We start from the raw sequence: 12,013 nt of genomic DNA, 5'->3' as shown, positions 1-12,013 counted from the left end.
GAAGTCATGAACATGCCAATTGCCCAATCCGTGCTTGATCCTGTGCTGGACCCGCTGGAAACCGCCAGTGTCGACGAACTCCGTCAGCACCAGCTGGAACGCCTGCGCTGGAGCCTGAACCACGCCTACAACAACGTGCCGCTGTACCGTCAGCGCTTTGATGCGTTGGGCGTGCACCCGGACGACATCAAGTCCCTCGACGATTTGGCGAAATTTCCATTCACCACCAAATCCGACCTGCGTGACAACTACCCCTACGGCATGTTCGCCGTACCGATGCACGACATCGTGCGCCTGCACGCGTCCAGCGGCACCACCGGCAAACCGACCGTCGTCGGCTACACCCAGAACGACATCGACACCTGGGCCAACGTGGTCGCGCGTTCGATTCGCGCCGCTGGCGGGCGTCGGGGCGACAAAGTGCATATTTCCTATGGCTACGGCCTGTTCACCGGCGGCCTGGGCGCGCACTACGGTGCCGAACGCCTGGGTTGCACTGTGATCCCGATGTCTGGCGGCCAGACTGAAAAACAAGTTCAGTTGATCAAGGATTTCCAGCCGGACATCATCATGGTCACGCCGTCCTACATGCTCAACATCGCCGATGAAATCGAGCGCCAGGGTATCGACCCGCACAAACTGGCCCTGCGCCTGGGCATCTTCGGCGCCGAGCCGTGGACCGCCGAGCTGCGCAGCGCCATCGAGCAACGCCTGGGCATCACCGCCCTGGACATCTACGGGCTCTCGGAAATCATGGGGCCGGGTGTCGCCATGGAATGCGCGGAAACCAAGGACGGCCCGACCATCTGGGAAGACCACTTCTACCCGGAAATCATCGACCCGGTCACCGGCGAAGTGCTGCCGGACGGTCAGATGGGTGAGCTGGTGTTCACCTCCCTGAGCAAAGAAGCCCTGCCGATGATCCGCTACCGCACCCGCGACCTGACGCGCCTGCTGCCGGGCACTGCACGGCCGATGCGACGCATCGACAAGATCACCGGACGCAGCGATGACATGCTGATCATTCGCGGGGTCAACGTGTTCCCGACGCAGATCGAGGAGCAGGTGCTGAAAGTCAAACAACTTGCCGAGTGCTATGAGATCCATCTGTATCGCAATGGCAACCTGGACAGCGTTGACGTGCATGTCGAGTTGAAGGCTGAACATCAGCATCTGAACGATGAACAGCAGAAGGCGATTTGTGGGGAGTTGAGTAAACACATCAAGACGTATATCGGGATCAGTTCGCGGATCGTTTTGCAGCCGTTTCATTCGATCAAACGGTCTGAGGGCAAGGCTTGCCACGTGTTGGATAAACGTCCTAAAGCATGACTGCTGCACCCTTTATGGCCCCGCTTTTTGCGGGGTTTTTTTTGAGTGCATATCCATTTCTTTGGTTATGGCGACTACTGGTTCCGCCCTTACGGCGGGTCACTTGGAGAAACGGAACGCCGCCCGGCCCCAAGTAACCAAGCGCTCTTGCCCCCTCACGCCCTTCGCCCAGGCTCAGGGCGTGAGGAGGCGTGTATCGCAAAAGCATGCGAGGCGGCCTACCGGCCGGCCTGGTCGGGGTGAGTACGCATTTCCCTCTGTAGGAGCTGCCGAAGGCTGCGATCTTTTGATTTTAATTTTGCATGGCTTTGGATCTACCTCTATCCCTGGAGGCAAAGCAAAAAAATGACGGGTTCCAAGCCGAGCCAACAGCAACAGCAACAGCAAGATCAAAAGATCGCAGCCTTCGGCAGCTCCTACAGGGAATGCGTTCGCTTGGAATCAGGTCGGCTGTCAGGCCGCCTCGCTTTTGCTTTGGCTTTTGATCTTCTTGCCCCATCGAGAGGCCGAGCGCAGGTTCTGCGCAGTGGGCAACCCGGCATGGATGCCGGGTTAGCCGCGCACGGCCATGGATGGCCGATCGCGGCGGGCCCACGGAGCAGGACCGGAGCGAGGGCATGCCGAGCATTAGCGAGGCACCGAACGAAAGGGGCAAGAGCCCTTTGGTTACTTTGGGGCTTTTCCAAAGTGACTCGCCGTAAGGGCGAAACCATAAGATGCCGTTACCGAAGAATCGGACATTCCCCCATAACCAATCCCAAAAACCAACCATCCATCCCAAAGCGATACAAAAACATATACGACACGTTATTTTATGTTTGATATTAATTTCTGTATCGCTTATAAAGTTCTCCATGCCCTCGAATAGATTCAAGGCGGGAGACCCCCCATGTACGCACAGCTCGTAGAAACCGGCGTAAAGCGCATCAAGGACCTGTCGGAGATGTCCGAACAGGAACGCGCCTTCCAGGAAAAAATCGATTCAGAAATCAAGATCGAAGCCAAGAATTGGATGCCAGATGCTTATCGGCAAACCCTGATCCGGCAGATTTCCCAGCACGCCCACTCCGAAATCGTCGGCATGCTGCCTGAAGGCAATTGGGTCACCCGTGCGCCGTCGCTCAAACGCAAACTGCAATTGATGGCAAAGATTCAGGACGAGGCCGGTCACGGCCTGTACCTGTACAGCGCCATGGAAACCCTGGGTGCCGACCGCGATGAAGAAATCGCCAAGCTGCACAGCGGCAAGGCCAAGTATTCGAGCATTTTCAATTACCCGACGCTGAACTGGGCCGACATGGGTGCGGTGGGCTGGCTGGTGGATGGCGCGGCAATCGTTAACCAAGTGGTATTGCAGCGCACCTCCTACGGCCCCTACTCCCGGGCCATGGTGCGCATCTGCAAGGAAGAGAGCTTCCACCAGCGCCAGGGCTACGAAATCCTCCTGACCATGATGCGTCATGGCAATCAGGCGCAAAAAGACATGGTCCAGGACGCGATCAACCGCCTGTGGTGGCCGTCGCTGATGATGTTCGGCCCAAGTGACGAACACTCGCCGAACAGCGCTCAATCCATGGCCTGGAAAATCAAGCGCCAGAGCAACGACGAGCTGCGCCAGCGCTTCATCGACCAGACCATCCCGCAACTCGAGCTGCTGGGCTGCACTTGCCCCGATCCGGACTTGAAGTGGAACGCGGAGCGCGGCCATTACGACTTCGGCGAAATCCAGTGGAGCGAATTCTACGAAGTGCTCAAGGGCAACGGCCCGTGCAACCAGGAACGCGTCGCGACTCGCCGCAAGGCGATTGAAGACGGCGCCTGGGTTCGTGAAGCCGCTGTTGCCCACGCCCGTAAAAAACAAAACAAGAACGCTGCCTGATCTTGATCTGCGGCGGCTTCCTGGGCGCCAAAAAATCGCAGGCTACGCCAGCTCCTACAGGAGCCGGTCAAACCATGTAGGAGCTGCCGAAGGCTGCGATCTTTTGATCTTGATCTTCGACGGTTTCAAAGCCGCCAAAAAAGATCGCAGCCTGCGGCAGCGCCTACAGAAGCAAACGATTTGGAGTAATTGAAATGTCCGAGTGGACCCTCTTCGAAGTCTTCGTGCGCAGCAAGCACGGTCTCAACCACAAGCATGTCGGCAGCGTGCATGCCGCCGACACCGCGATGGCCATCGAGAACGCGCGCGAGCTCTACACCCGTCGCAGCGAAGGCGTCAGCCTGTGGGTCGTGCCTTCGGCGCTGATCACCGCTTCGTCCCCTGACGAAAAAGACCCGTTGTTCGATCCCTCGGACGACAAGGTCTACCGCCACGCCAGCTTCTACGATCTGCCGGCCGAAGTCGGGCACATGTGAGGTCGACCATGAATAACAAGACCGATCTGATCGAATACCTGCTGCGTCTCGGCGACAGCGCCCTGATCCAGGGCCAGCGCCTGTGCCAATGGTGCGGTCACGCCCCTGCGATTGAAGAAGAACTGGCGCTGATGAACGTCGGCCTCGACCTCGTGGGCCAGGCGCGCAACTGGCTGGATTACGCCGCCGAACTGCTGGACGACGGCCGCGACGCCGATCACCTGGCGTTCCGCCGTGACGAGCGCGCCTATCGCAACCTGCTGCTGGTGGAACAACCCAACGGCGACTACGCGGTGACCATCCTCAAGCAGTTCCTATATGACGCCTGGCACCTGCAAGTGCTCAGCGGCCTGAGCCAGTCCAGCGATGAGCGCATCGCCGGAATCGCCGCCAAAGCCGTCAAGGAAGTCACTTACCATCTGCGCCGTTCCGGCGAATGGGTCGAGCGTCTGGGCGACGGCACCAAGGAAAGTCACCAGCGCATGCTCGCGGCGATCCCTGAGGTTTGGCGTTTCACCGTCGAACTGACCAGCGCCGACGACAGCGAACAACGCCTGTGCGCCGCCGGCATCACCCCGGACACCGCGCAAGTGGCTGCGGCCTGGCAGGCCAAAGTAGAAGCGATTTTCGCCAGCGCTACCCTGCCCGTGCCCGCCGCACCAAGCTATTTCTACCTGAATGCACGCAAGGGTCTGCACACCGAACACCTGGGCATTCTGCTGGCCGAAATGCAATTCCTGCCACGAGCGTACCCCGATGCAACCTGGTGAGTTGATCGCCAGCGACCTCGGCGCCCGGTCGGCACAACCGACTGACCTGGCCGCCGCGTGGGCGATTTTGGCAGAAGTCATGGACCCGGAAGTGCCGGTGGTCAGCGTGGTCGACCTGGGCATTGTCCGCGATCTCGACTGGCAGGCCGGTCATCTGCATGTGGTGGTCACCCCGACCTACTCCGGCTGTCCCGCTACCGAAGTGATCGAGGGCGACATCCGTGCCGCGCTGGAACACGCCGGTTTCAACGCACCGAACCTGGAACGCCGCTTGACCCCGGCCTGGACCACCGACTGGATCACCGACAGCGGCCGTGAGCGCCTGCGCGCCTACGGCATCGCACCGCCCGAAGGCAGCAGCAGCAAACGCAGCCTGCTCGGTGAAAGCCCGGTGATCCTCTGCCCGCAATGCGGCAGCGCCCACACCGAAGTGCTCAGCGAGTTCGGCTCCACCGCGTGCAAGGCGCTGTATCGCTGCGTCGATTGCCGGGAACCGTTCGACTATTTCAAGTGCATCTGAGCGGCGATCGGCCGTCCCAGCAGGAGAACAATAATGAGTAAATTTCACAGCCTGACCATCAAGGACGTGCGCACCGAGACCCGTGATGCGGTGTCCATCGCCTTCGAGATTCCGCAGGATCTGCAAGACAGCTTTCACTTCACCCAGGGCCAGCACCTGGTGATGCGTACCCAGTTGGATGGCGAAGAAGTCCGTCGTTCTTATTCGATCTGCACCGGGGTCAATGACGGTGAACTGCGGGTCGCGATCAAGCGTGTGGCGGGCGGGCGTTTTTCCGCATTTGCCAACGAACAGCTCAAGGCCGGGCACAGCCTGGAAGTGATGCCGCCGGCCGGGCATTTCTGCGTCGAACTCGACCCGACTCGCCATGGCAGCTATCTGGCAGTAGCCGCCGGTAGCGGCATCACGCCGATCCTGTCGATCATCAAGACTACCCTGGAAACCGAACCCCACAGCCGCGTCACCCTGTTGTACGGCAACCGTTCCAGCTCCGGCGCGCTGTTTCGCGAACAGCTCGAAGACCTGAAAAACCGCTACCTGCAACGCCTGAACCTGATCTTTGTATTCAGCCGCGAGCAGCAGGATGTCGACCTGTACAACGGCCGAATCAACGCCGAGAAATGCGAGCAACTGTTCAGCCGCTGGCTCGACGTCAAAGCCCTCGATGCCGCGTTCATCTGCGGCCCGCAGGAAATGACCGAGACCGTGCGCGACAGCCTCAAGGCCAAGGGCATGGCGCCTGAGCGCATCCATTTCGAACTGTTCGCCGCCGCTGGCAGCCAGCAAAAACGCGAAGCCCGCGAGGCGGCGCGTCAGGTAGACGCCGCGGTGAGCCAGATCACCGTGATCAGTGACGGCCGCGCCCTGGCGTTCGATCTGCCGCGCAACAGCCAGAGCATCCTCGATGCCGGCAACGCCCAGGGTGCCGAGTTGCCCTACTCGTGCAAGGCCGGCGTGTGCTCGACCTGCAAATGCAAAGTCATCGAAGGCGAAGTGGAAATGGACAGCAACCACGCGCTGGAAGACTACGAAGTGGCCGCCGGCTACGTGCTGTCGTGCCAGGCCTTCCCGATCAGCGACAAAGTGGTGCTGGATTTCGACCAGCTCTGACACCGCGCAGAACATGTAGGAGCTGCCGAAGGCTGCGATCTTTTGATCTTTATTTTGAAAACAAAAATCAAAAGATCGCAGCCTTCGGCAGCTCCTACATGTTCGAACAAGCCCGGCAACCTCATATTTTGATTCCAGGAGCCAACATGTCTCACGCCCCTACCCTGCAAAGTTTCATCGCTGGTCGCTGGATCGGCCAACACGGCGCCCAGGTGCTGCGCAGCGCCATCGACGGCCATGAAATCGCGTACACCCATGAAGAGCGCCCGGACTTCGCCGAAGCCATCGAGCACGGCCGCCGTCAAGGCATCAGCGGGCTGATGGCGCTGGACTTTCAACAGCGTGCCCAACGCTTGAAGGCAATCGCCCTGTACCTGAGCGAACGCAAAGAACAGCTCTACGCGATTTCCCACCACAGCGGCGCCACCCGCGCCGATAGCTGGATCGACATCGAAGGCGGCAACAGCACGCTATTCACCTACGCCGGCCTCGGCTCGCGGGAACTGCCGTCGGGCAACGTCGTCCATGAAGGCCCGGCGATGCAGCTGAGCAAAATGGGCACCTTCGCCGGCACCCACATCCTGGTGCCTCGCGGCGGCGTCGCGGTGCACATCAATGCGTTCAACTTCCCGATCTGGGGCATGCTGGAAAAATTCGCGCCGAGCTTCCTTGCCGGCATGCCGTGCATCGTCAAGCCGGCCAGCGCCACCAGCTACCTGACCGAAGCCGTGGTGCGCCTGATGGACGAATCCGGCCTGCTGCCAACGGGCAGTCTGCAATTGATCATCGGTGGCACCGGTGACCTGCTCGACCGCCTGCAAGGCCAGGACGTAGTGACCTTCACCGGTTCCGCCGACACAGCGGCCAAGCTGCGGGTCAACCCGAACCTGATCCGTAATTCGGTGCCGTTCACCGCTGAAGCCGACTCGCTGAACTGCGCAATCCTCGCGCCGGACGTGACCCCGGATGATGAAGAGTTCGAGCTGTTCATCAAGGAAGTCGCTCGGGAAATGACTACCAAGGCCGGACAGAAATGCACCGCCATTCGCCGCGCCATCGTCCCGGCCAAACACATCGATGCGGTCGCCACGCGCCTGCGTGATCGTCTGGCCAAAGTCGTGGTCGGCGACCCGTCGGTGGAAGGCGTGCGCATGGGCGCACTGGCGTCCCACGATCAACAGAAAGACGTGGCCGAGCGCCTGGAAAGCCTGTTGCAGAGCAGCGACATGCTGTTCGGCGTCCGCGACGGCTTCGAGCCACGTGGTGAACATGTCGACAAGGGCGCATTCTTCGCCCCGACCCTGTTGCAAGCCCGCGACCCGCATGCCGAAGGCGGCGCCCACGATATCGAAGCGTTTGGTCCGGTCAGCACCTTGATGGCTTACGACGATCTCGACGAAGCACTGGCTCTGGCCGCTCGCGGCAAAGGCAGTCTGGTGGCGAGTCTGATCACTAAAGATCCACAGATCGCTGCTAAAGCGATCCCGGTAGCGGCTGCATTGCACGGGCGTTTGCTGGTGCTGGATCGCAATTGCGCGGGCGAATCCACAGGTCACGGTTCGCCTCTGCCACAGCTCAAGCACGGCGGCCCCGGTCGCGCCGGTGGCGGTGAAGAACTCGGCGGCCTGCGTGCGGTGAAGCACTACCTGCAACGCGCGGCGGTACAAGGTTCGCCGACCATGCTGGCGGCAGTGACTGGCGAATACGTACGTGGCGCCAAGGTCATCGAAACCGAGGTCCATCCGTTCCGTCGCTTCTTCCAGGACCTGCAGATCGGCGAGTCGCTGCTGACTCACCGCCGCACCGTCACCGAGGCGGATCTGGTGAACTTCGGTTGCCTGTCGGGCGATCACTTCTACATGCACTTCGATGACATCGCCGCCAAGGAATCGCAATTCGGCAAGCGCATCGCCCACGGTTACTTCGTGCTGTCGGCGGCGGCCGGGCTGTTCGTATCCCCCGGCGTCGGCCCGGTGCTGGCCAACTACGGCCTCGACACCCTGCGCTTCATCAACCCGGTGGGCATCGGCGACACCATCCAGGCGCGCCTGACTTGCAAACGCAAGATCGACCAGGGCAAAAAGAGCCCGCAGGGCGTCCCGCAAGGGGTGGTGGCGTGGGATGTGGAGGTGACCAACCAGTTGGGTGAGCTGGTGGCCAGTTATGACATTTTGACCTTGGTGGTTAAGCGCGAGGAGTAAGTTTCTGGGGAGCGAGCTTGCTCGCTCCCCAGAAAGATCAAAAGATCGCAGCCTTCGGCAGCTCCTACAGGGTTTGTGTACGCCCGCGAAATCGCGGATGTTCATCGTCCATGTAGGAGCTGCCGAAGGCTGCGATCTTTTGACTTTAATGCTTGCGCAACCACTCGATAAACAACGCAAACAGTTCCGACTGCGACCCCACTTCCAGCTTCACATACAGATTTTTGCGGTGCATGCGCACGGTTTCCGGCGAGATGCCCATCTGACTCGCGGTGGACTTCACCGAGTGCCCCCTCAGCACCATGTGCGCCACTTGCCGCTCGCGCTCGGTCAACCGATCACAGCCGAATTGCTCGAACGCCGACTGCACCCGATGTTTGAGATCGTCGCGTAGCCCCTGGGCCTCTTCGCTCTGGATTTCGCTATTGCGCTGCAGGCCACGCTGACTGAACTCGCTGACAAATTCGCGCACCAGCGGCTCGACCGCGCGCAGCAGATTCAGCTGTTCAACCCGCAAGCATTCCCCGCCGGAACCTTGAAAGAGACTGACGGAAATCTTCGTGTCATTGCCGGTATCGACGATGTAGTAGCTGTCTTCCGAACAGTTCGCCTTCAGGTAATAGGTCTTGTAATAGTCACTGTCGAAGAAGTTGTCCGGGGCAATTTCCTCCAGATGATAGAACCCTTGCGCCAACCCCTGCTCCACCGCCAGGCAGAATGGGTCGAGCAAATAGCCCCCGGAAAAATAGCGGTCGAGCATCGAGCTCTGATACTCCTGTGGAATACCGCGCTGATGCAGCAACTGTGGCGCGCGATCCTTGCGCTCCAGGCTGATCATCATCGATTCGACGGACACCAATCGCGTCAACGCGCACGCCAGATATTGCAGCGCGTCAGGCTCGTCGATATGGGCGAATGCCTCGCGCATTCCCCCATGCCATTTATGCAATGCCCCGAAGGGCATTGCGATCAGCGTATCGTCGTTTGGTTTGGTCATGCCCCGCAGTCTAGCGGGTCCGCAGGGCGTTGGTAAAAGCCTGTGTGGCGAACTCATTGGCCGAAGTACTGGCCGCTCGCTTCCAGCTCGGCCGCCACTTCGAGAATGCACACCCGCAGGATTTCCACAATTTCATCGACCTGTTCATAGGTCAGAATCAGCGGCGGCGACATGACATTGAGGTGCATGATCGGCCGCACCAGCAGGCCCCGCGCCTGTGCGCGGGAATGGATTTTCTCGCCGATATTGATCTCGTCGGCGAACAACGCCTTGGTACGTTTGTCGGCGACGAACTCCACGCAGGCCATCAATTTCTGGCAACGCACATCACCCACCAGCGGCAAATCGCTGAGCGTGGCCAGACGCTGCTCCAGATAGCCGCCCACGTCGTCGACGTGCGCCAGCAGATTTTCCCGCTCGATGATTTCAATATTCTTCAACGCCGCCGTGCAGCACACCGGATGGCCGCTGTAGGTGAAACCGTGGGTAAAGCAGCGCCCGGTGCCCGGTTCGGCGATGACCTTCCAGATACGATCGGAAAAGATGCACGCGCCCAGCGGCAGGTACGCAGAGGTCAGGCCCTTGGCAGTGGTGATGATGTCGGGCTGCACATCGAAGACATCCAGCGATGCAAAGAACTTGCCCAGGCGACCGAACGAAGTGACCACCTCGTCGGCGACGAACAGGATGTCGTAGCGTTGGCAGACTTCCCACATGCGCTTGAGGTAACCCTTTGGCGGAATGATCACCCCGCCCGAGCCCATGATCGGCTCGGCGAAAAAACCGGCGACCTTATCCACGCCAATCGACAGGATTTTGTCTTCGAATTCCTTGACCAGAAACTCCAGGAACTGCGCCTCGTCCATGCCGTCCGGTGCGCGATACGGATTGGGGTTGGAGACGTGGTGAATCAGAGGGTTGGCGTAGTCGAATTCCGGCACGCGGTCGGCGGCCTTGTTGCCGATGGACATGGTCAGCGTGGTTGAGCCGTGATACGCATTGAAACGAGCGATGATGTGTTTCTTTTCCGGTTTGCCTCGGCAGTTCTGGTAGTACTGGATCAACCGGTAGGCGGTGTCCACGGCGGTGGAGCCGCCTGTGGTCAGGAATACATGATCGAGATCACCGGGCGCCAGGCTGGCGAGTTTTTCGCACAACTGAATGGCCACGTTGTTCGACATGTCGGAAAACGGATTGGAGTAAGCCAACTGGCGGACCTGATCGGCAATCGCCTCGGCCATTTCCTCACGGCCCAAACCAATATTGGTGCACCACATGCCGCCCACTGCATCGAGAAAGCGGTTGCCCTGGGTGTCGTAAATATAGGCACCGTCACCGGCGACGATATTCAGGGAGCCTTGCTCGGCGTGTTCGTCGAATACGTGGTAACCGTGCATGTGATGGGCTTTGTCAGCCTTGACCAGTGCCGCCTGTTCCGCTGTCGAGAACACTTTCTTGGTTGGAGTCGCCATACAAAAACCTCAAAGAGAATAATTGAACGATCAGATCCCGCTTTTCACCGTGCTCCAGACGCGTGTCATGGCGCGCATGGCTTTCGCATCCTGGGTTTTCTGCGGGAACAGCCGCTGACGAATGACGTCATCGGGATAAATCGCCGGGTTGTTGCGCACACTGGCATTGAGCAATGGGGTGGCCGCCGCGTTGCTGTTGGCGTAATTGATGAAATCGCTCACATCGGCCATCACCTGTGGCTGCATCAGGTACTCAAGAAATTTGTGGGCATTGGCGACATGCGGCGCATCGGCCGGGATGTACATGTTGTCAAACCAGATCAGCGAACCTTCCTTGGGAATGAAGTAGGCAAGATTGATGTCCTTCTTGGCTTCTTCGGCTCGGGCCATGGCCGTCGCGTAGTCGCCGGACCAGGTCATGGCCATGCACACGTCACCATTAGGCAGGCTGGTCAGGTAATTGACCGAGTCGAACTTGCGGATGTAAGGCCTGACCGACAACAGCAAATCCTGCGCGGCTTTCAGATCTTCCGGCGCAGCACTCAGGGGATCACGCCCCAGGTACTTAAGGGCCATGGGAATGACTTCGGTGGGGGCATCGAGCAACGTCACGCCGCAGTCAGCAAAGCGCGAAACGATCTTCGGATCAAAGATCATCGCCAACGAACCGATCGGCGCGTCCGGCATGCGTTCCTTGATCTTGTCGACGTTGTAGGTCACGCCATTGCTGCCCCAGGTATAGGGCGCGGAGTACGCCGTGCCAGGGTCATACCCTTGCAGGTCATGCAAGACTTTCCCGTCAAGATTGCTCCAGCCCGGCAGCAATTTTTTATCCAGCGGCTGGAACACCTTGGCCTGGATCAGCGGCGGCGCAAGGGACGCATTGAGCACGATCAGGTCGTAACCGGAGTGGCCGGTCAGCAACTTGGCCTGCACCGTTTCATAGGAATCAAAGGTGTCGTAGATGACTTTGATACCGCTGGCTTTTTCAAAATTCGCCAGGGTTTTCTCGCCTATGTAATCCGCCCAGTTGTAGAGCCGCAGCGTTTTACTGTCGTCCACTTCGGCGGCGTGGGCATTCATCATCAACGGAAAAACGAACAGACTGGAAATCACCCTCAGTGTCTTGCGCATTGCACATTCACCTTATCAAGCGAGTTCGGCTCTGGATGAGCGGATGCAGCAACTATTGGCGGATTTACCGGGCGGCACCATACCCCGAATGGGTGTGTGCCCCGGTTTGCACTGCCATATGG

General features: G+C 59.5%; 10 protein-coding genes. 7 read left to right on the top strand and 3 right to left on the bottom strand.

Annotated elements, in window-relative coordinates; genetic code table 11:
* Positions 1-6: 6 nt before the first annotated feature.
* The 7 genes from paaK (at position 7) to paaZ (ending at position 8,288) form a co-directional block, all read left to right on the top strand.
* Complete coding sequence (paaK, locus tag KUF73_RS23730; RefSeq protein ID WP_218440438.1) at positions 7-1,332, top strand: phenylacetate--CoA ligase PaaK; 1,326 nt, start codon at positions 7-9, stop codon at positions 1,330-1,332.
* Positions 1,333-2,221: 889 nt separating this feature from the next.
* On the top strand, positions 2,222-3,211 hold the full coding sequence (gene paaA, locus KUF73_RS23725; protein ID WP_008032385.1) for a 1,2-phenylacetyl-CoA epoxidase subunit PaaA: 990 nt from the start codon (positions 2,222-2,224) through the stop codon (positions 3,209-3,211).
* 194 nt (positions 3,212-3,405) lie between these two features.
* Positions 3,406-3,687, top strand: a complete 282-nt coding sequence (gene paaB / locus KUF73_RS23720) for a 1,2-phenylacetyl-CoA epoxidase subunit PaaB (protein WP_218440437.1) — start codon at positions 3,406-3,408, stop codon at positions 3,685-3,687.
* 8 nt (positions 3,688-3,695) lie between these two features.
* Positions 3,696-4,457 (top strand): 1,2-phenylacetyl-CoA epoxidase subunit PaaC, encoded by a 762-nt coding sequence (gene paaC, locus KUF73_RS23715; protein ID WP_218440436.1) that lies wholly within the window; start codon positions 3,696-3,698, stop codon positions 4,455-4,457.
* Positions 4,444-4,977: a 1,2-phenylacetyl-CoA epoxidase subunit PaaD gene (gene paaD, locus KUF73_RS23710; protein WP_218440435.1), complete on the top strand. Its 534-nt coding sequence runs from the start codon at positions 4,444-4,446 to the stop codon at positions 4,975-4,977. The genes paaC and paaD overlap by 14 nt, the downstream gene beginning before the upstream one ends.
* 33 nt (positions 4,978-5,010) lie before the next feature.
* Positions 5,011-6,087 (top strand): 1,2-phenylacetyl-CoA epoxidase subunit PaaE, encoded by a 1,077-nt coding sequence (gene paaE / locus KUF73_RS23705; protein WP_218440434.1) that lies wholly within the window; start codon positions 5,011-5,013, stop codon positions 6,085-6,087.
* Positions 6,088-6,233: 146 nt separating this feature from the next.
* Positions 6,234-8,288, top strand: coding sequence for a phenylacetic acid degradation bifunctional protein PaaZ (gene paaZ / locus KUF73_RS23700; RefSeq protein ID WP_218440433.1), 2,055 nt, complete (start codon positions 6,234-6,236; stop codon positions 8,286-8,288).
* A gap of 145 nt (positions 8,289-8,433) precedes the next feature.
* On the opposite strand, the gene KUF73_RS23695 is transcribed toward paaZ, so the two are convergent.
* Genes KUF73_RS23695 through KUF73_RS23685 form a run of 3 tightly spaced genes read right to left on the bottom strand, consistent with a single transcriptional unit; the run spans position 8,434 to position 11,891 of the window.
* On the bottom strand, positions 8,434-9,342 hold the full coding sequence (locus KUF73_RS23695; protein WP_218440432.1) for a LuxR C-terminal-related transcriptional regulator: 909 nt from the start codon (positions 9,340-9,342) through the stop codon (positions 8,434-8,436).
* The gene (locus KUF73_RS23690; protein WP_218440431.1) at positions 9,339-10,757 is read right to left on the bottom strand and encodes an aminotransferase; all 1,419 of its coding nucleotides are present in this window, start codon (positions 10,755-10,757) and stop codon (positions 9,339-9,341) included. Before KUF73_RS23690 ends, KUF73_RS23695 begins: the two co-directional genes overlap by 4 nt.
* Positions 10,758-10,787: 30 nt before the next feature.
* On the bottom strand, positions 10,788-11,891 hold the full coding sequence (locus KUF73_RS23685; protein WP_218440430.1) for a polyamine ABC transporter substrate-binding protein: 1,104 nt from the start codon (positions 11,889-11,891) through the stop codon (positions 10,788-10,790).
* Positions 11,892-12,013: the final 122 nt, after the last annotated feature.

The organism is Pseudomonas sp. PD9R (assembly GCF_019200975.1).
Classification (GTDB): domain Bacteria; phylum Pseudomonadota; class Gammaproteobacteria; order Pseudomonadales; family Pseudomonadaceae; genus Aquipseudomonas.
The sequence above is the reverse complement of the archived record's forward strand: the minus strand, read 5'-3'. Positions and strand labels throughout refer to the sequence as shown.